Origin of the sequence: Candidatus Poriferisodalis sp. (assembly GCF_965208485.1) — a bacterium.
In the GTDB taxonomy this organism is placed as follows: domain Bacteria; phylum Actinomycetota; class Acidimicrobiia; order Acidimicrobiales; family Poriferisodalaceae; genus Poriferisodalis.
This window is the reverse complement of sequence record NZ_OZ242344.1, coordinates 1,551,759-1,570,187: the sequence shown is the minus strand read 5'-3', so window position 1 is coordinate 1,570,187 and position 18,429 is coordinate 1,551,759. Positions and strand designations below refer to the sequence as shown.

General features: G+C 67.4%; 17 protein-coding genes and 3 pseudogenes. 17 read left to right on the top strand and 3 right to left on the bottom strand.

Annotated features, from left to right (window positions below; all coding sequences use genetic code 11):
* Positions 1-19 precede the first annotated feature (19 nt).
* The 10 genes and pseudogenes from ACOGXQ_RS07285 to ACOGXQ_RS07240 all read left to right on the top strand — a co-directional run bounded on the left by ACOGXQ_RS07285 (position 20) and on the right by ACOGXQ_RS07240 (position 9,149).
* On the top strand, positions 20-463 hold the full coding sequence (locus ACOGXQ_RS07285) for an SRPBCC family protein (protein ID WP_419946746.1): 444 nt from the start codon (positions 20-22) through the stop codon (positions 461-463).
* 26 nt (positions 464-489) lie between these two features.
* Positions 490-2,301, top strand: a pseudogene (locus ACOGXQ_RS07280) (sulfatase-like hydrolase/transferase); the annotation flags it as partial.
* Complete coding sequence (locus ACOGXQ_RS07275; RefSeq protein WP_419947359.1) at positions 2,275-3,288, top strand: type 1 glutamine amidotransferase domain-containing protein; 1,014 nt, start codon at positions 2,275-2,277, stop codon at positions 3,286-3,288. The pseudogene ACOGXQ_RS07280 and the gene ACOGXQ_RS07275, both read left to right, overlap by 27 nt.
* A 98-nt stretch (positions 3,289-3,386) precedes the next feature.
* Positions 3,387-4,031, top strand: a complete 645-nt coding sequence (locus tag ACOGXQ_RS07270) for a TetR/AcrR family transcriptional regulator (RefSeq protein ID WP_419946745.1) — start codon at positions 3,387-3,389, stop codon at positions 4,029-4,031.
* Between the two features lie 45 nt (positions 4,032-4,076).
* Positions 4,077-4,265, top strand: a pseudogene (locus tag ACOGXQ_RS07265) (transposase family protein); the annotation flags it as partial.
* 320 nt (positions 4,266-4,585) lie between these two features.
* On the top strand, positions 4,586-5,044 hold the full coding sequence (locus ACOGXQ_RS07260) for an ISL3 family transposase (protein ID WP_419946744.1): 459 nt from the start codon (positions 4,586-4,588) through the stop codon (positions 5,042-5,044).
* 141 nt (positions 5,045-5,185) lie between these two features.
* Positions 5,186-5,530: pseudogene (locus ACOGXQ_RS07255) on the top strand (transposase); the annotation flags it as partial.
* A gap of 11 nt (positions 5,531-5,541) precedes the next feature.
* Positions 5,542-5,880, top strand: a complete 339-nt coding sequence (locus tag ACOGXQ_RS07250) for a phosphotransferase (RefSeq protein ID WP_419946743.1) — start codon at positions 5,542-5,544, stop codon at positions 5,878-5,880.
* A 230-nt stretch (positions 5,881-6,110) separates the two neighbouring features.
* On the top strand, positions 6,111-7,538 hold the full coding sequence (locus ACOGXQ_RS07245; RefSeq protein WP_419946742.1) for a S1C family serine protease: 1,428 nt from the start codon (positions 6,111-6,113) through the stop codon (positions 7,536-7,538).
* Positions 7,539-7,844: 306 nt separating this feature from the next.
* Entirely contained in the window at positions 7,845-9,149 is a 1,305-nt protein-coding gene (locus ACOGXQ_RS07240) for a nicotinate phosphoribosyltransferase (protein ID WP_419946741.1), read from the top strand.
* Positions 9,150-9,570: 421 nt separating this feature from the next.
* On the opposite strand, the gene ACOGXQ_RS07235 is transcribed toward ACOGXQ_RS07240, so the two are convergent.
* Both ACOGXQ_RS07235 and ACOGXQ_RS07230 read right to left on the bottom strand, forming a co-directional pair.
* The gene (locus ACOGXQ_RS07235; RefSeq protein ID WP_419946740.1) at positions 9,571-10,233 is read right to left on the bottom strand and encodes a peroxiredoxin; all 663 of its coding nucleotides are present in this window, start codon (positions 10,231-10,233) and stop codon (positions 9,571-9,573) included.
* A 139-nt stretch (positions 10,234-10,372) separates the two neighbouring features.
* Positions 10,373-11,491 carry an NAD(+)/NADH kinase gene (locus ACOGXQ_RS07230; protein ID WP_419946739.1) on the bottom strand — a complete coding sequence of 373 codons (1,119 nt, stop codon included), beginning with the start codon at positions 11,489-11,491 and terminating at the stop codon, positions 10,373-10,375.
* A gap of 69 nt (positions 11,492-11,560) precedes the next feature.
* Between ACOGXQ_RS07230 and thiD the strand changes: the two genes are divergently transcribed.
* The 7 genes from thiD (at position 11,561) to ACOGXQ_RS07195 (ending at position 18,089) form a co-directional block, all read left to right on the top strand.
* Positions 11,561-12,403: a bifunctional hydroxymethylpyrimidine kinase/phosphomethylpyrimidine kinase gene (gene thiD, locus ACOGXQ_RS07225; protein WP_419946738.1), complete on the top strand. Its 843-nt coding sequence runs from the start codon at positions 11,561-11,563 to the stop codon at positions 12,401-12,403.
* A gap of 179 nt (positions 12,404-12,582) precedes the next feature.
* Positions 12,583-14,184: an acyl-CoA mutase large subunit family protein gene (locus tag ACOGXQ_RS07220; protein ID WP_419947358.1), complete on the top strand. Its 1,602-nt coding sequence runs from the start codon at positions 12,583-12,585 to the stop codon at positions 14,182-14,184.
* A gap of 69 nt (positions 14,185-14,253) precedes the next feature.
* Positions 14,254-14,823: a DUF4333 domain-containing protein gene (locus ACOGXQ_RS07215; protein WP_419946737.1), complete on the top strand. Its 570-nt coding sequence runs from the start codon at positions 14,254-14,256 to the stop codon at positions 14,821-14,823.
* A 9-nt stretch (positions 14,824-14,832) separates the two neighbouring features.
* Positions 14,833-14,970 (top strand): hypothetical protein, encoded by a 138-nt coding sequence (locus tag ACOGXQ_RS07210; RefSeq protein WP_419946736.1) that lies wholly within the window; start codon positions 14,833-14,835, stop codon positions 14,968-14,970.
* Between the two features lie 207 nt (positions 14,971-15,177).
* A complete protein-coding gene (locus ACOGXQ_RS07205) occupies positions 15,178-15,843 on the top strand; it encodes a NifU family protein (protein WP_419946735.1) in 666 nt (221 codons plus the stop codon).
* 17 nt (positions 15,844-15,860) lie between these two features.
* The gene (locus tag ACOGXQ_RS07200; protein ID WP_419946734.1) at positions 15,861-17,351 is read left to right on the top strand and encodes a Fic family protein; all 1,491 of its coding nucleotides are present in this window, start codon (positions 15,861-15,863) and stop codon (positions 17,349-17,351) included.
* Between the two features lie 9 nt (positions 17,352-17,360).
* The gene (locus tag ACOGXQ_RS07195; RefSeq protein WP_419946733.1) at positions 17,361-18,089 is read left to right on the top strand and encodes a PIG-L deacetylase family protein; all 729 of its coding nucleotides are present in this window, start codon (positions 17,361-17,363) and stop codon (positions 18,087-18,089) included.
* Here ACOGXQ_RS07195 and ACOGXQ_RS07190 read toward each other — a convergent pair.
* Complete coding sequence (locus ACOGXQ_RS07190) at positions 18,086-18,283, bottom strand: hypothetical protein (protein ID WP_419946732.1); 198 nt, start codon at positions 18,281-18,283, stop codon at positions 18,086-18,088. The genes ACOGXQ_RS07195 and ACOGXQ_RS07190 overlap by 4 nt on opposite strands.
* Positions 18,284-18,429: the final 146 nt, after the last annotated feature.

Sequence of the window (18,429 nt, the reverse complement as noted above, 5' to 3'; positions counted from 1 at the left end):
CGCCGCTAGGGTTGCGGGTGTGACCGAGACAACCTCCACGCTGGCGATCCCGGTCTCCGCCGCCGAGGCGTGGGATGCGCTGGCGGACTTCGGGGAAATCGTCCGCTGGGCCCCGAACGTCGATCACTCGTGCCTGCTGAGCGCCCAGCCCGAGGGCGTCGGCACGGTGCGGCGCATCCAGGCCGGGCGCAGAACGTTGGTGGAGCGGGTGGTCGAGTGGGTGCCCGGCGAACGGCTCGGCTACGACATCGAGGGATTGCCCGCCGTCGTCCGGTCGCTGCAGAGCACGTGGCACCTTGACGAGCGGGGTCCCCGCACGGTGGTGTCGCTCACCACGGCTGTCGACGCGGGGTCACGCCCGCCGCAGAAGCTGGTGGCGAAGGGGCTGGCCCGTCAGCTCTCGAAGGTGTCCGACCAGATGTTGAGGGGACTCGACGAACACTTGCGAATGGCGGCGCCGTGAACGCCCGGCCTGACGTGATCATCTTGATGACCGACCAGGAGCGTGCCGCGCCGCCCTACGAGCCGGCCGAGGTGCGGGTGTGGCGCCGGCGTCTCACGGGCTCTGCCTGGTTCGAGGACCACGGCGTGTCGTTCGGGCGCCACTACACGGGGTCGATCGCTTGCGTGCCCAGCCGGCCCACGCTGTTCACCGGTCAGTACCCCGACGTGCACGGCGTCACCCAAACCAATGGCCTCGGCAAGATGGCCGACGACAGCCGGATGCGCTGGCTGCGGCCCGGCGAGGTGCCCACGCTGGGCCACTGGTTCCGAGCGGGCGGCTACGACACGCACTACCAGGGCAAGTGGCATTGCAGTCATGCCGACTTGATCCATGCGGGAGCGCCGCTGGCGACCAACGACGACGAGGGCGTGGTCGACGCCGCTGCTGAGCAGGTGTACCTCGACGCCGACCCGCTCGATGAGTTCGGTTTCTCAGGCTGGGTCGGTCCCGAGCCCCACGGCGGCCGGCCGGCCGACAGCGGGCTCGTGCGCGACCCCCTGTTCGCTGACCGGGTCGTCGCCTGGCTGGGGGACCGTTACGCCCGCCGGCGGGCCGGCGACGCCGAGGCGCTGCGGCCGTTCCTGCTGGTGGCCAGCTTCGTCAACCCGCATGACATCGTGTTCGCTCCTGCCTGGCTCGGCCGCCTAGGACCCGACAATCCGCTGGCAGCCGGCGCTGCCGACCCGCCGCCGATCCCGCCATCACCCACCGACGACGAGGATCTGTCCACCAAGCCGGCGGCGCAGATCGCCTTCCGGGCGTCGTACCCGACCACCTACGGGCCGGCGCCGGCGGTCGATCGGGTGTACCGCAACAAGGCCGCCGAGTACCGCAGCCTGTATTACCGGCTCCATGCCGAGGTGGACGGCCCGCTCGACCGGGTGCGGCGTGCGGTGACCGAGGGCGGCTCCGACGAAGCGGTGCTGGTGCGCACGTCGGATCATGGCGAGCTGCTGGGTGCCCACGGCGGGCTGCATCAGAAGTGGTTCAACCTGTACGACGAGGCGACGCGGGTGCCGTTCGTGATCGCCCGGATCGGTTCGAAGGCGACGGAGGGCCGGGTTGTCGACGATGCGCCGACGTCCCATGTGGATCTGGTGCCGACGCTGCTCGGCGCGGCGCGGATCGATGCGATGTCGGCGGCCGATGAGCTGCGGGGCACCCATACCGAGGTGCACCCGCTGTCCGGGCGTGACCTCATGGACGTGGTCGACGGCGTGACTGAGCCCGACCGGGACCGTCATGTGTACCTGATGACCCGCGACAACATGCCCGAGGGCGACTCGGGTGCCAGCGCGATGGCTCGGCGGATGGGAAGAACTCCGCGGCCGCTGCGCATCCAGGTGCCGGCCCACGTCGGCGCCAACTTCGAGAGCCTCGTGTGCCGAATTGGCAACGCTCGGCCTGCTGCTGGTGTTGGCGACGACGGTGATGCTCGGCCTGCCGCTGACGTCGACGGCGCCGGCGCCGGCGCCGAATCCACAGGCGCAGGGCATCTGTGGAAGATCGTGCGCACGTTCGACGATCCGGCGACGTGGACCGAGCCGGGCGTACGGCACCTCGCAGCCGACGGCCCCGCCGGAGAGGTGTGCCGCACCGAGCCGCTGCCCGACCAGTGGGAGCTCTACGACCTCGACGCCGACCCGATCGAGGCGCACAACCGCTGGCGTGACTCGGAGGTCGCTGAGGTGTTTGCGGAGATGAAGGCACGCTTGGCCGACGAGCGAGTCCGGGCCGTGCCCGAGCGCCATCAGCCGTGGCCATACGCGATGCGGCGCTCTGTCCCCAGTCAGGCAACCCCGGGTGCTGCGTCGGGTGCTGCGGGTGCTGCGTCGGGTGGTTCGGATGCAGCGTCGCGTGATGCTGAGACGAGTACCTCCCCGGCGGTCGAGACTCGTCGGCCCGTCCGGGCGTTGGGGAGGGTGCAATCAGCGTCGTGGCGGCTTCGCGGGCGTTCTGCCGGGGGTGGTGCTGAGGCGAACGTCGCGACCGCAAAGTGGGTTCCCCCGCCCGCTCGTGCGCTTCGCAAGGTGCTGCAGCGGCTCGGCATGCATCCCGACGACACCGAGGCGGTTGATGTGGATGTCAGCGGCCGGCGGGCGTTGATCGTCGCCACGAATCACGGCGTGCTGGACATCGGCAAGCCGACCGGGGTGTTCGCCAGCGAGATGACCGTGCCGTACTACGCCTTCGTCGATGTCGGCATGTCAGTCGACATTGCCAGCCCCAAGGGCGGGGCCATCCCTGTGGATCCGCAGTCGCTGCGAGCCCCGCTGCGCACCGAGGCGTGCGACCGATTCCTCGCGGATGACGTGCTGAAAGCCAAGGTGCTGGAGTCGCTGGCCGCCGGCGCGGTCGACGTTGCTCAGTATGACATCGTCTACCTGGCGGGCGGCTGGGGTGCCGCATTCGACCTGGGGTTCTCCGAGGAGCTCGGCCGCAAGATCACCGAGGCCAACGAGCGAGGCAGCGTGATCGGCGGCGTGTGCCACGGCCCGCTGGGACTGCTGCAGGCCAAGGTCGCCGACGGCAGCCCGCTGGTCATGGGCCGGCGGGTGACAGCGGTGACCGACAAGCAGGTGAGAGAGTTGCGGATTACCTCCACGCCCCAGCATCCCGAGAGCGAGCTGCGCAAGGCCGGCGCGCTGTTCGAGAGCGTGACCCGGTTCTGGGACCCATTGGCCAACCACTGGGTGGTCGACGGCAACCTCGTGACCGGCCAGAACCAGAATGCGGCACCGATGGTCGCCCGCGAGATGCTGCGGCTCTTGAGTCATGACTGACTGTGGCGACTTCGCGCAGCGAGGCACGACCCGGGCGGCGCGCTCGCTGCGACGGTGCCCGCCCGCGGCCCGCCGGCCGGTAGCAGGCGCAGGCGACAATGGCTGATCGGGCGTCGACTGGCATGGTGCCGTCGCCTGATGCCGATGCTCATGAAGACGCGGAGCCTGTCGATGGCCGGGTTGCGCGGCGTGAGCGGAACATCGACGCTGTCCTCGATGTCGTACTCGAGATGTTCGCCGAGGAGTGGCTGTTCCCCTCCATGGAGCAGGCGGCGAGCCGGTCGGGCCTGTCGTTGCGCTCGCTCTACCGGTACTTCGCCGATCCAGGCGAGCTGCTCGAGGCCACCATCAGGCGGAACCGGGAACGCGCCGCTCCCGTCGCCCGCCTGCACGCCATCGGCGAGGGTCCGCTGGCCGCCCGCATCGACGCCTTCGTGGCGATGCGCCTGCGCCTCTACGACACCGTCGGCCCGGTGTACCGGGCAACGCTGGCCCATGCCCACCGGCTGCCCCGTGTCAGCGATGAGCTGGCCGCCACCCGCAACGAATTGCGTGAACAGTTCGAGCTGCAGTTCGCCCCCGAACTGGCAGCCCGCCCGGCCGTCGACCATGACTCCGTGCTCGCTGCCGGCGACTCGCTGACCCAGCTCGACTCGATCGACTACCTCCGCCGCCACCGCCAACTGTCCGCCGCCGAGACCGAAGCCGCGCTCACCTCCACCCTCAGCACGCTCCTGGGCTGAGGAGCTGCGCGGGTAGGTCCGCCGTTCCGTCCTCAGGGGGCCTCGATGGCGAGTGATGTTATGTCGGTGCGGCTGTGGCTGCCGCGGGTCGAGGTGACCGGGGTGCTGGCCGACGCGCCCGGGGAGCTGGTGGTGGTGGTGCGCTCGGCGGTGACGCGGCCGGCGTGCCCGCACTGCGGTGCCAAGAGCGGCCGGTCCCATGACCAGCGTCCCAAGCGGGTCCGTGACTTGGAGGTCGCGGGGCGGCCGACGATGCTGGTGTGGGACCGGCGCAGGCTGGTCTGCGATGGCTGCGGGCGGCGGTTCTTGGAGGATCACCCGGCGTTCGAGGGCCGCCTCACGGCCCGTCTGGCGCGGCGGGTCGTCGCCGATGCCGGCGACATGTCGGTGTCGGCTGTGGCGCGTCGGCGTCGGGTGGGCTGGCATGTCGTGATGGGCTTGGCGATCGTCTATGCGGGCCTGGTGGGCTCCCATCGCCAAACGGCTCGGCCACGCCCGCCGCGTGCCGGGGCCGGTTCCACGTCATCAGATGGTTCGCCGCCGGGCTCACCGCGGTGCGCCGCGACGTCCAGCGCCGCCCGGAGGGCTCAAAGCCCGCGTTCGACCCCGCAGTGTTCCGGGCGCGGTTCGTGCTCACCAAACGCCCCGACACGCTCGACGCAGACGAGCGGGAACGCCTCGACGCACTCTTCGAGACCCGCCCTCGGCTCAAAGCAGCCTGGGACGCGCTCGGCGAGCTGCGCCAGATCTATCTCGCCGCCGACCGCAAGAGCGCTCTCGAAGCGCTCGACCGGTTCGCCGACATCTACGGCACCGGCGACATACCCGAGTTCAGCAGCGTCGTCGACACCTTCCTCGCATGGCACCCCCAGATCCTCGACTGGCACCAAGCCGGTCGGCCCGGCAACGGCAGAATCGAAGGAACCAACAACCTGCTGCAGGTCCTGCGCCGCCAAGCCCACGGCTTCACCAACTACACGAACTTCGAAGCCCGCGGCATCCTCACCACCTAACCTCATGCCGCCGAGCCCAGCAGCCCCATCCCACAAAAACGCGAAGGCTCACCTATCCGCACCAACCCCGTCGGACGCTCCCTTGTCAAGTGTTTGGTCAGGCGGGGGCCGGGGAGGATCATGTCTGTGACTGATCTTGGCATGCTGGCAGCGCTGGCGAGCGAGGCCGTCGATGAGGCGGCGATGACCGAGTGGGCCGAGCGGCTGGTCGCTCAGGCTCGCGCTGAGGGCGTGGAGCTGACCGGCGACGACGGCTTGTTGAGCGGGCTGGTGCGCCAGGTGCTCCAGACGGGCCTCGAAGTCGAGATGACCGATCACCTGGGCTATGAGCGTCATGCTGCGGACGGCCGAGGGTCGGGGAACTCTCGGAACGGGTCGCCCCCGAAGCGGGTGAGGGCCGAGATCGGCGAGGTCGGTCGTCGGGTGCCTCGGGACCGAGCCGGGACGTTCGAGCCGACCACGGTGCCCAGGCACCGCTGCCGTCTCGAGGGCCTGTCGTGGCGGTGCTCGACTGGGAACTCTGTACGCTCGGTGACCCGATGGCTGACGTGGGCTACCTGATGAACAACTGGGTGTCGCCCGATGAGCTGTCGGCGGATACGCCGGCGCCCACGCAGGCGGGCGGATTCGCGACCCGCAGCCAGATGCTGGATTTGGCGGCAGTCGATTGCTTCCGCGCGTTCTCGTACTGGCGCTTGGCTGCTATCTCAGAGGGTGTGCTGAATCGGTACCCGCGCGGCGTGATGGCCGATGCGGACGAGACCGACACGGAGCAGTTCCGTGAGAATGTCGATTTCCTGTCGGCGAACACTGCCGAGCGGCTTGCTGTTCACTGAGGTGCGAGGTGGCAGGACTAGCAGATGAATCCAGCGAGACGCAAGCGGGCGATGAACAGTCCGTCACAGTGCCGCTGGATGACGCGCTCCGGACGACAGGCCGCTTCGGATGGACACCTTCCGCGATACACGCGCGTCCGGCCGGGGCACCCGCCCCCGAGGCCGCTGATGCACCGACGGCGGTCGACGGGGTTGCAGGCGCTCCGGTTCCTGAATCGCCCGCAGTGTCGATGGAACCGGAGCGACAGCTCGAAACGGCCGCTGCCCCGCCGCGGCGGGGCTGCCTGCTGGTCGGACTGGCTGCGGCGGTCGGAGCGCTCGCGGGCGCAATTGTGGCCGGGCTGATCGTGCTCGTGGTGCTCAGCGGCGACGGCGGCGGACGATCGGGCGGCGACGATGTTGCTGATGCCGGCAGTGTTGCTGATGCGGGCGCCGAGACGTCGTCAGGCGAAGATCGCGAAGCAGCCGTGGTAGCGACTGACGCGCCGGTCGAGGTGACGCTGCCTGAGGGATCCACCGGGGACGCCGACTTCTGGAGTCAGGTGCTCGCCGAGAGCAACCTGTTCAGCGGCGTCACATCTGGCGAGCCGGATGTCTCGTCGGGGGACAGCACGGCAGATCTTGACCCGGATCTCCTCGCCGACGTTTGGGCGCGGATGCTCACCGGCGAGTCGAACGAGCCGGGGGCGCCACTGGGCAGCCGCATCGAGGGCATCAACATCAAGGCAGTGCTTGAGGCAGTCCAGGAATCCGTGGTCATCGTGAAGACCCCGACCGCTGAGAACCCGTATCGCGGGGGCTCAGGCTTCGTTGTGGGGACCGATGGCCACATCGTCACCAATGAGCATGTGGTTCGGGACGCCGAGACAGTGGAAGTCCGGCTGTTCGGTGGAGAGCTTCTGCCCGCCGAGGTCGTCGCCGGCGACCCGACGCGCGATCTCGCTGTGCTGAAGATCGACCGCGTAGGACTGCCGGCAGTGCGTCTTGGCTCCACTGAGGGCGTCGAGGTCGGGGACGAGGTGATCGCAATCGGCAACGCCATCGGCATCGTCGGCGAGCCGACAGTGACGCGAGGAATTGTGTCGGGACTTGACCGGGCGCTTGACGTTGACGGCAAGAGGCTTGTCGGACTCATCCAGACCGACGCCGCCATCAATCCAGGCAACTCCGGCGGACCACTGGTGAATGCCGCCGGCGAGGTCATCGGAGTCAACACGGCGATCGCTGGTGGATTCGTCGAGGGGATCGGGTTCGCCATTTCGACTGACGGGACAATGCCCGTCATCAATGCGATGCTGGAAGGAACGGTCATCCGCAAGGCACTGCTCGGCATCACGATGGTGCCTATCGAAGCAGTCCGCAACAGTGCACTCGCTGACGAGCGATTTGCTGGAATCTCTATTCCGGCCGACGTTGAGTTTGGCGTCGCCATCGTTGAAGTCGTCACAGGTTCGAGCGCAGCCGACGCGGGCCTGCAGCGCGGCGACATCATCGTCGCCTTCGGCTCACGCGAGATCGTCGCGCCCCAAGACCTAGCTGACGCGGTGCTTGCGACCTTGCCGGGCACTCGCGTGGAACTTCGAGTGGTGTCGCCACCAGGACCCGAGAGGACCGTCGAAGTGGAATTGGGCGCCGTCGACGACGCGACAGTTAGATGAGTCATCATCGTCGGCGCTGCCATGCGTCGACACCTAACATGCATTAGGGTCCGCCATCAGTCAAGTCGCGTGATTTTCCCCCATGCGCAGGTCTCTGACCTGCGGAAATGCGTGAGCGGATCACGCGACTTAAGACGCGGCGGACCCTTAGCAGGATGCTGGAAAAGCCGGTTTTGGGGCAGTTGCCGAGTACAAATCCGCAGGTCAGGGGCTTGCGCTTCCGGCCAGACCTGCATGTTTCAGCAGCCTGCTAACGGCTGTGCGCGGCTGATGGCATGAAGCTGCGCGAGCGGGCAGACTTTCCACATGGGCACGGCGATGATGACCGACCTGTACGAACTGACCATGCTCGACGCGGCCTTGCAGTCGGGCGTCGCGTCACGCCGCTCGTGTTTCGAGGTGTTCGCTCGGCGGCTGCCGCCCGGCCGGGGTTACGGCGTGGTGGCTGGCCCCGGTCGCCTGGCCAAGCTCTTGGCCGACTACCGCTTCGAGGCCGAGGATCTCGAGTATCTCGCCGGCTTGGGGCGGTTCAGCGACGGTCTGCTGGAATATCTCGCGACCTTCCGGTTCGACGGCGACGCTTGGAGCTACCGCGAGGGCGACTTCTATGTGCCCGGCAGCCCGGTGCTGCGCGTCGACGCCTCGGTCGGCACGGCGCTGCTGGTGGAGACACTGGTGCTGTCGGTTCTGAATCATGACTGCGCCGTGGCCTCCGCCGCCGCCCGGATGCACGACGTAGCGCAGAGGCGTCACCTCATCGAGATGGGCGGCCGCCGCACGCACGAGCTGGCTGCCGTTGCTGCTGCCCGCGCGGCTTGGCTCGTCGGCTTTGATGCGACGTCAAACCTGCTCGCAGGCGCCCAGTACGGCATTCCCACCGCGGGCACCGCGGCCCATGCCTTCACACTGGCGCACCACGACGAGGAAGCCGCCTTCGAGGCGCAGATGCAAGCGCATGGCCTCGAGACCACGCTGCTCATCGACACCTTCGACCTGCGCACCGGCCTCGAACGCGGGCTGGCAGCCGCGAAACGTCTCGGTGGGGTACCCGGTGCCGTACGCATCGACTCGGGGGACCTCACGGTCGAGGTGCCCCGAGTCCGGCAGTGGCTGGACGACGCAGGCGCCGAGTCGACCCGGATTGTGGTGTCCGGAGATCTCGACGAGTACCGCATCGCTGACTTGGCCGAGTTGCCGGTGGACGGTTACGGCGTGGGCACCCAGCTCGTGGTTGGCTCAGGCCACGCGACAGCCGGCATGGTGTACAAGGCGGTGGCCATCGCACGGCACTCCGGCACGTTCGAGCCGGTAGTGCCGGTGCATAAGGAATCTGAGGGCAAGGCCACCCGTGGCGGCGTGGTGCGGCCCTACCGGGTGGTACGCGAAGGCGCGGCCAACTCGGAGACGCTCGTCGAACAGGATCGCCCCGGACCCACCAACAGCCGACCCTTGCATGTGCCGCTCGTGCGGGACGGGCGCGCGGTGTACCCGTACTCGCTCAACCAGGACCGGCAGTTCCACCAGCGTGTCCGCGACGAACTGCCGCCCGAGATGCGCAGCCTGGACGGCGCGCCCGCATTCGACGCCGAGGTTGTCGCCGAGCCTGCCTGAACTGGGCGCCAGCGTCAGATTCTGTGCAGGGATGCCGCTGCGGGCGGCGAGATTGCGCGGAGAATCCTCGTGCCGTCAAATCTGTGCAGAATTACCGCTATTGGCGGCAAAGTTGCACAGAGATGTCGTTTCGTCCAGCAGGGTGCCGAAAAAGCCGGTTCTTGGGCAGTTGCCGAATATGAATCCGCAGGTCAGGGGCTTGCACCTTTGGCCGCACCCGCATATTTCAGCATCCTGCTAGTGTCCTGAGTGGCTAGTTGATCGCGTTTTGGTGTCGGTTGCGCCATCATGATTCCTTCGCCGATGACCGGAGGCTGTGATGGGTGTTCGACGGCAACGGCCGACTGTGCCGGTGGTGCTGAGCGACGGCGAGCGCGAGACGCTGGAGCCGTTATGTGCACCGAATTCCCCACTCAGGACACTAGTTCCCCGGCTGCGGCACCAGCCTCAGGTACGGCAGGGGAGCCTCCCAGCCGTCGGGGTACTTCTCGGCGGCCGCCTCGTTGGAGACCGCCGGCACGATGATGACGTTCTCGCCCTGCTGCCAGTTGGCCGGCGTGGCGACCTGCTCGGCCGCCGTGAGCTGCACTGAGTCGAGCAGGCGCAGGATCTCGGCGAAGTTGCGACCGGTGGTCATGGGGTAGGTGAGCGACGCCTTGATCTTCTTGTCGGGACCGATGATGAACACCGTGCGGGCCGTGGCGTTGTCGGCCGCCGTGCGGCCCTGCGAGGTGTCGCCCGCACCGGCGGGAAGCATGTCGTAGAGCTTGACGACGTTCAGTTCGGGATCGCCGATGAGCGGGTAGTTGGCCTCGTGGCCGGTAGCAGAGGCGATGTCGGCCTTCCAGGCCACGTGGTCGCTCACCCCGTCCACGCTGATGCCGATGATCTTGCAGTTGCGAGCGGCGAAGTCGTCCGCCAATGCCGCAACGGCACCCAGCTCGGTGGTGCAGACCGGGGTGAAGTCCTTCGGATGGGAGAAAAGCAACGTCCAGCCGTCGCCGATCCAGTCGTGGAAGCTGATCTCGCCTTCGGTGGTGTCAGCGGTGAAATCAGGAGCGGTGTCGTTGAGACGAAGTGCCATGTGTGTCCTCCGGGAGCCGACATGCCAGCGATGGCATGGACCGTGGGCACGAGGCTAGCGTCCTTTGGCGACAAATCCGACCGGATTAGTCAGGAATTCGGTCAGTGCCCGTCAGTCCGCCAACCGGGACACGTGTCGGTCAGCAGCAGTCCCGGATCGGCGTGCCGTCGGCATGGTGGGAATGGACCGTGTGCGCCTCATTGAGCGCTCGGTTGCCGGTCCGCGCCTGCGACGTCGCGAACACGCCGGCCGCAGCGCCCAGCTCCAGTGCCCGATCCACGTCGACCACGCGTGGCCCGTCGCGCCGCACGACCGCCGTGGCGGTCTCGGTGGCGCCGATGGTGCGCTCCCGGTCGCCGTCGAACGACAGCACCGTCGGCCCGCCCAGCTCCACGGGTGTGTCCAGCCCGATGCGGCAATGGCTGAGCACCGGGACCGTCCGGTACAGACCGGGCGCCAGCGCGACTCGCATCGGCCGACCGCCTGGCCCGCACTCCACGCGCACGCCGGCGTCCTCGTCGAACGAGCATGGTCGCAGCAGGCCCGCCAGCGAGCTGAGCCCGATGCTGGCGGGGTGGGCACGCGACACCAGCACCTGGCGCATCCGGTCGCCGTCGGCGGGCATGCGGTTGCCGACGAAGTCGTCAGCCAAGGTGACGGCGTCGATGAGCGCTATGTCGGTGCTGCCGTCAAGGGTGACGTGGATCATCTTCGAGCGGGGTGCGCACGTCGCAGGATCCACGACGCCGCTGGCGATCAGCCCTGCGGCGGCACCGGCAACTGTCGGCTCGGTGAGGCTGGGAAAGACGTTGTTGGTGCCCGTGGACATCGGCACGAGCGTGGCGTGCGGCCAAACGCCGGCGATCGTGCGGTTGGTCCCGTCGCCGCCGAGAGTCACCAGCACGCTCACGTCACGGGCGCGCATGGCCTCGACGGCCCGCACGGTGTCCTCCGGCGACACGGTCGCGCTGACATCCACAATCTCGATATCGGCGTCGACCCGCAGGTCCGCCACCGCGCCCGTGGCGATCCCGAAGGGCTCCGCCATCGCCACGATGCGCGTCGCACCTGCGGTGACGGCTCCGATGACCGCCCGGGCGATGCGGTTGCGTTTGTCCTCAGTCGTGGACACCGCTCCGCGTGCTGCGACACGTCGCACGTCACGTCCTGAGACGGGGTTCGCGATGATCCCGACGGTGCCGTCGGCGATGCTCCGATCATCGCTGAAATCGGTCCGGCGCGCTGTCGAAGGAGCCATCGCCCGCCGACGCTAACCAAGTGGGCTTGCTGACGTCCGTTCGCGGCTCCGAACTGTTGTACTGGGGGCGTGACCGGTCGATCCGACGACAGCACTGGCGGCCCGCCCCCTCAGCGCGCTTGGTCCACTGCGGCGCTGACCATCGCGGGCGCGGATTCCTCAGGCGCTGCGGGCCTCGCGGCGGACCTGCGGGCGTTCGCGGCCTGCGGGGTGCACGGTTCATTCGCGCTGACGCTGGTCTCTGCGCAGAACACAACTGAGTTCCGGGCAGCGCAGTCTGTCGACGCCGAGCTGGTCGCAACCCAGATCGAGACGGTGCTCGACGACATGCCCATCGCTGCGGCCAAGACCGGTCTGATGCTCTCGGCTGAGACGATCTCGGCTGTCGCATCGGTCGCGGCCCGCCGCCTGCCGCAGTTGGTGGTGGATCCGGTGCTGGTGAACGGGAAGGGCGAGCCGATGCTCAGCATCGACGCCGAGCGCGCTGTTGCGACGCGCTTGCTGGGGTGCGCCCGAGTCGTGACGCCGAACCACCTCGAGGCAGGGCTGCTCGTGGGCAGGAGCTTGGGAGCTGATCCCGAAGCGTGGATCGATGCGGCCCGCGAGCTCGCCGCCGCGGGTCCGGAAACCGTCGTCGTCACCGGCGGCCGAGCCGCTGACGGCACCACCGTCACCGACGTCGTGGTACGCACCGGCGGTGTGCGGCTCTTGAGCGCCCCACGTGTCGACACCCGCAACGTCCGGGGTGCGGGCGACGTCTTCTCAGCGGCGATCTGCGCTGAGCTGGCCAAGGGCACCGACCCCGATGCGGCGATCGACCTCGCCCACGATCTGACATCTCGTGCCATCGCAGCGGGAGCATCTCGGCGGCTCGGCAGCGGTCAGGGACCGGTGGACCCGCTCCGCCTCTAGCGATGCGCGCAAGAGGCTGAGCAGATCGCAGCCACGGCCCGTGGCCGGGTGCCTGCCTACACTGCGAGCGCCGAATGTGACATAGGCGCCGAGTTCGGCGCAGCACCGACAAGGTGCCGCAGGACAGGAGACATCTGGTGACACGCGAACGCTGGCAATCGGAGTTCGAAGACACCAGGATGCGAGACGCGGACTTCTCCACGATGAGCGGCATCGAGCTCGATCCGCTCTATGCCCCGACCGACGGCGAGCCTGATCCAGACGTCGGCTGGCCCGGACAGTTCCCGTACACGCGGGGCGTGCACCCCAGCGGCTACCGCGGTCGTCTCTGGACGATGCGCATGTTCGCTGGGTTCGGCACTCCCGAGGACACGAACCGGCGATTCCACGAGATTCTCGAGGCCGGCGGGGGCGGGCTGTCCACTGCCTTCGACATGCCCACGCTGATGGGCCTTGACTCCGACGACGTCATGTCGCTCGGCGAGGTCGGCCGCTGCGGCGTGGCCGTCGACTCCATCGAGGACATGGCGACGCTGTATGACGGCATCGACCTCGAGGCAACCACCACCTCGATGACCATCAATGCCCCCGCCGCAACGATCTGGGCGATGTTCGTGGCCAACGCCGAGGAGCACGGCGCAGACCGCCGCAGCCTCGGCGGCACGCTGCAGAACGACATTCTCAAGGAGTACCAAGCGCAGAAGGAATGGGTGTACCCGCCGCGGCCCTCGATGCGACTCGTGGCCGACACCATCGAGTTCGCCACCAACGAGATGCCCCGCTGGAACTCGGTGTCCATCAGCGGCTACCACATCCGCGAGGCGGGCTCCACTGCCGCCCAGGAGCTGGCCTTCACGCTGGCGAACGGTTTCGCGTACGTCGAGGCTGCGGCTCAGCGGGGCCTGTCCACCGACGAGTTCGCCCCGCGGCTCAGCTTCTTCTTCAATGCTCACATCGACTTCTTCGAGGAGATCGCGAAGTACCGGGCGGCCCGGCGCATCTGGGCCCGCTGGATGCGCGACCGCTACGGCGCCGCCAGCGAGCGCTCGACGATGCTGCGGTTCCACACCCAGACGGCGGGCGTCTCGCTCACGGCCCAGCAGCCTGAGATCAACATCGCGCGCACGGCGATCGAGGCGCTCGCCGGGGTGCTGGGAGGCACCCAGAGCCTGCACACCAACTCGATGGACGAGGCGTTGGCGCTGCCGACCGACAAAGCTGCTCGCATCGCCTTGCGGACTCAGCAGATCATCGCCCACGAGACCGGCGCCGCCAACGTCGTCGATCCCCTCGGCGGCAGCTGGTTCATCGAGGCGCTCACCGACAAGCTCGAGGCCGAGGCTGAGGAGATGTTCGCCCACATCGAAGCGGCCGGCGACGGGTCGATGCTGGAAGGGGCGTTCCGGCTGATCGACGAGGGCTGGTACCAGTCGGGCATCGCGGATGCCGCCTACGAGTTCGAGAAGAAGGTGAATGCGGGCCGCCGAGTGGTAGTGGGGGCCAGTGCATTCACCGAGGACAACGAGGACGACGAGATCGATCTGCTCAAGATCACCAACGACGACGAGCAGCGACAGATCAAGCGACTGAGCCAGGTGCGCGCCGACCGCAACCAGGCCGCGGTCGACGACGCGCTCATGATGTTGCGCCGGGCCGCTGAAACCGACGCGAACCTCATGCCTCACCTCATCGACACCGTGCGCACTCGGGCCACTGTGGGCGAGGTGACCAACGCCCTTGCCGATGTCTTCGGCCGTTACCAGGAGCGGCCGTTCATCTGATCGAGAGATCGCGTTTTCCCGTCTGATCAAGGGCTAATGTCCCGACTGCCCCAACCGGAGGTCGCCACATTGACCAGACCGACCACGCAGGGAACGTCCCGCGTGCCGGGGCGACCGGCGAGCTTCTGCCGTCCGAAGAAGCTGGTGCAGTGGGTGATGGCGTTGGGTGCGACGGCGATCGTGGTGGCGGCGTGCGGGGGCGAACCTGATCAGACGCAGCTCGAACGTGAGGTCCAGGACTACCTCCAGAGCGTCGTGGCACCAGCGGAGATCACTGCGGTCAGCTGTCCTCCGAATGCGCCGATCCGTCCCGGGTCGACGTTCCTGTGCAACGGGCTCGTCGAGGGTGCCTTCTATGAGGCCCATGTCACGATCATCGACGAGCAGGGTCGCCGGGAGGTCCGGCCCCGCCAAGCCGTGATGCAGGTGAACGCCGCCGAGACGGCGCTCGGTGCCGAGGTAGCGACCGATATCGGCCGTGACGTTCAGGCAGACTGCGGAGACGACCAGTATCTCGTGGTCTCGGTCAACCAGACCTTCTTGTGCAAGCTCACCTCGCCGAGCACTGGTGAGACGGGCAACCTCGAAGTGAGGGTCCTGAACGAGAACGGCGCGATCGAATGGACACTGAAGGGCTAGGCCCGGCGCATGAGACGTCACCGCTATGACGCAGCAGGCAATCTGCGCCCGCTGCGCCAGCGTCGGCCCGGATTGTGGTGGACCGCGGTCCTCGTCGTTGCGGCGATGCTTCTGACTGGCTTTGCTGCGCTGACCTCAGTGTTCTAGCGGAGTTCTAGCGGAGGCAGAGCCGACAGGCGAAGCCGTGGCCCGGGCGGCCCGTGTGCCTGCAACCCATAGGAAACGGGTACCAGAGCAGGAGACAGAGCAGGAGACAACGGGTGCGGCAACGGGAAGCTTGCTCCTTCTAGCCTCGTGTTGATAGCGGCTGAGGATGCCCACGGCGCTGCGGGATGCCCTCAGTAGGCTGCGACCATGGCCCTGAGCGACCCGACGGCTCCTGCTGACGCAGTGCGCGAAGCGATGATGGAGGCCCGGCGGGAGACCTTCACGGTTACCCCCACGGCCCTCGAGAAGATTCTCGAGCTGCGTACCGGCGAGGTCGATGCGGAACAGTTGGCGCTGCGCATCGAAGTGACCGGCGCTCAGGGCGTCGACTACACCTACGACCTCGCCTTCGAGCTGCTGTCCGAGGCTGACCCCGTTGATGTGCCGTTCGCGGCGGGCGGTGGCCTCACGGTGCTCATTCCCGACCGGGACGTCGTCAAGCTGGACGGCGCTTCGCTGGATCTGCCGTCTAATCCCAACCAGCCGGGCCTAGTGCTGCGCAATCCCAACCGCCCAGACTTGGGACCCAACGCGCAGCTGGATCTCGACGGCAGCGTCGAGGACAACGTGCGCGAGGTGCTGACGAAGCGCATCAATCCCTCGATCGCCGCTCACGGCGGCTTCGCCGAGTTGGTCGCCGTCGAAGACGACACGGTGATCGTCAAGCTGGGCGGGGGCTGCCAAGGCTGCGGCATGGCCAACGCGACGGTCACCGCCGGCATCGAGCGCACCCTGCGCGAGCTCATTCCTGAGATCGAGCGCGTGGTCGACCTCACCGACCACGCCTCGGGCGAGAACCCCTACTTCACCTAGTCCGCGACAAGACCGCGATGGCAGAAGCCGAGACAGCACGTCACTGGTCGCCGATCACCGACCTGAAACAGCGAGACCATGACCTCGACCGTGCAGAGCTGCTGTCGCTCTCCGGCGTGTGGGATGACGTCAAGAGCGAGTTGCCAACCGATCAAGTCGACGATTTCAACGAACGGCTCAAGCGCGAGTGGGCTATCGAAACCGGACTGATTGAACGTGTCTACACCTTCGATGCGGGCATCACTCAGCTGCTGATCGAGCAAGGCATCGATGCCTCGCTCATTCCCCACGACGCGACAGACAAGACGCCGCAGATCGTGGCGGGGATTATTGCCGACCAAGCCCAAGCCGTCGATTTCCTGTTCGACTTCGTCGGGCAGCAGCGATGCCTGTCAGAATCGTACATCAAGGAACTTCACGCCCTGATGACTCGCAAGCAGGCCGCCGCTTCGGGAATCGACCAGTTCGGCCGACCGGTCGAGGTTGCGTTGTCGCATGGGGAATACAAGCTGCACCCCAACAATCCGACACAGCCCGATGGTCGTATCTTCGAGTACTGCCCGCCCGAACAGGTTGCCCCCGAAATGGAGCGGCTGGTCGAGATGCACCTTGACCATACAGAAGCGGGTGTCGCTGCGGAACTCGAAGCCGCATGGCTGCATCACCGATTCACCCAGATTCATCCCTTCCAGGACGGCAATGGTCGCGTTGCCCGGGCTCTTGCGTCGCTCGTGCTCATCCGTGAGGGATGGTTCCCGCTGGTCATTGCGAGCGCAGATCGAGTCAGGTACATCGACAACCTGAAGGCTGCCGACGCTGGGGATCTACTGCCGCTGGCATCGCAGTTTGCATCGGTCCAGCGCACATGGTTTCGCAAGGCCATCGGCATCGGCGAGCAGATCCGGCAGGCGGCAGAGCGGACCGACCAGCTCATAGCGGCCATCGGCGAACAATTCCGCGAGCGACGAGCGCAGACGCGCGTCGACATGGAACAGGCGAAGGAAACTGCGACGACGCTCGCCCAAATGGCGTGGTCGAGGTTCCGGACCCTCCGAAACGACATTTCCGACGCGATCGGTGCCGATGACCAAGCTCGTCGTGTCTTTGTGGACTATGGCGTCGATGAGGACACTGATCGTCGCGCGTGGCATCGCTACCAAGTCATCGAGACTGCTCGCCATGCCAGCCTTGACTATTGGGCCAACGCTCGCGAGCTTCACTCTTGGGTGCGGCTCGGGCTGGTGACTGAGAGCGGTCGTTCGGAAATCCTCTTCTCGCTCCACGGCTTGAATCGTGAGTTTAGGGGTCTGGTCGGTGCCTCGATGTGCCTCTATCGCAGGCAGAAGGGCGACGATATTGAGCACCAGATCATTGAGCTGGAACCGGTGTGTGACGAGCTCTTCCAGTTCAACTACAAGGAGGCCACGGCATCAGTGGAGCGCCGTTTTGACGGGTGGCTCGAAGAGTCGTTGCTTCGCGCCCTCGATCAGTGGCGACGAGGCGAGTAGCCGGTGGGTGTGATCCTCACGGACCAAGGCGAGATCGAAGCGCCGCAACGGACGCTCATCGTGGTCGCGCATCCCGACGACATCGACTTCGGCATGGCCGGCACCGTCGCAGCGCTCACTGGCGCCGGGTGCCATGTGTCGTACTGCCTGACGACCAGCGGCGAAGCCGGCGGTGACGATCTCACTCACACGTCTGCGGAGCTGGCTGAGATGCGTCAGGCAGAGCAGACGGCTGCTGCCAGGCGCGTGGGCGTGACCGAACTGCACTGGCTGGGCCATCCCGATGGCATGGTCGTGGCCGACTTGGGCTTGCGCCGCGACATCGCACGCGTGATTCGCATCTCACGCCCCGATGTGGTGCTGTGCCAGACGTCGATCCCCAACTGGGATCACATCTACATCTCCCATCCCGACCACCTGGCCACCGCCACAGCGGCGCTGGCCGCCGTGTACCCCGACAGCCGCAATCCGCGTGCGTTTCCCGATCTGCTCGACGAGGGTCACGAGCCTCACGAGGTCAGCGAGATCTGGCTGACCGGCGCCGAGCCGAACCGCTATATCGACATCACCGACACCTTCGAGCAGAAGATCGCAGCGCTGCGCGAGCACCACAGCCAGGTCGCCCAATTCGACGGTCTCGCCGATCGAGTCCGCGAGTGGTGCAGCGGTACGGCCGAAGCCGGTGGCCTGCCAGAGGGCCGCCTCGCCGAGGCCTACCGCGTCGTCCCTGCCGCCTAGGAGACCGGTCGGAAAGCCGCCCGGTCCACCAGGCGCAGCGCACAGTCGGGATCCACCGCAGGGGCCAGCCTCGGCAGCGCCGCATCGTCGGGGAACCTCGACACCGCCGCAGCGGCGTACGCCGCGGGCGCTTCGTGCGAGCCGACGAAGCTGCGCTGCGAGCCAACTGGCGCCCTCGATGTTGTCGTCGTCATCCTCGTCGTCTTCGACCTCGACAAGATCGACAGAACGCGACGAGACGACCACCTCATCGGCGTCGTCCAGACCGTCGTTCACCGCGCCGGCGACCATCCGCACCGCGACCGCCACAGCGACCAGCAGTCCGAGTACCGCGCCTGCG

Bases quoted from the DNA above. Each gene is read 5' to 3' on its own strand.
- ACOGXQ_RS07270 (WP_419946745.1), top strand. From the start codon at position 3,387: ATGGCTGATCGGGCGTCGACTGGCATGGTGCCGTCGCCTGATGCCGAT.
- ACOGXQ_RS07230 (WP_419946739.1), bottom strand. From the start codon at position 11,491: ATGGCTCCTTCGACAGCGCGCCGGACCGATTTCAGCGATGATCGGAGC.
- ACOGXQ_RS07190 (WP_419946732.1), bottom strand. From the start codon at position 18,283: ATGACGACGACAACATCGAGGGCGCCAGTTGGCTCGCAGCGCAGCTTC.
- ACOGXQ_RS07210 (WP_419946736.1), top strand. From the start codon at position 14,833: ATGAGACGTCACCGCTATGACGCAGCAGGCAATCTGCGCCCGCTGCGC.
- ACOGXQ_RS07200 (WP_419946734.1), top strand. From the start codon at position 15,861: ATGGCAGAAGCCGAGACAGCACGTCACTGGTCGCCGATCACCGACCTG.
- ACOGXQ_RS07245 (WP_419946742.1), top strand. From the start codon at position 6,111: ATGGAACCGGAGCGACAGCTCGAAACGGCCGCTGCCCCGCCGCGGCGG.
- ACOGXQ_RS07240 (WP_419946741.1), top strand. From the start codon at position 7,845: ATGGGCACGGCGATGATGACCGACCTGTACGAACTGACCATGCTCGAC.
- ACOGXQ_RS07205 (WP_419946735.1), top strand. From the start codon at position 15,178: ATGGCCCTGAGCGACCCGACGGCTCCTGCTGACGCAGTGCGCGAAGCG.
- ACOGXQ_RS07220 (WP_419947358.1), top strand. From the start codon at position 12,583: ATGCGAGACGCGGACTTCTCCACGATGAGCGGCATCGAGCTCGATCCG.
- ACOGXQ_RS07235 (WP_419946740.1), bottom strand. From the start codon at position 10,233: ATGGCACTTCGTCTCAACGACACCGCTCCTGATTTCACCGCTGACACC.
- ACOGXQ_RS07275 (WP_419947359.1), top strand. From the start codon at position 2,275: ATGCGGCGCTCTGTCCCCAGTCAGGCAACCCCGGGTGCTGCGTCGGGT.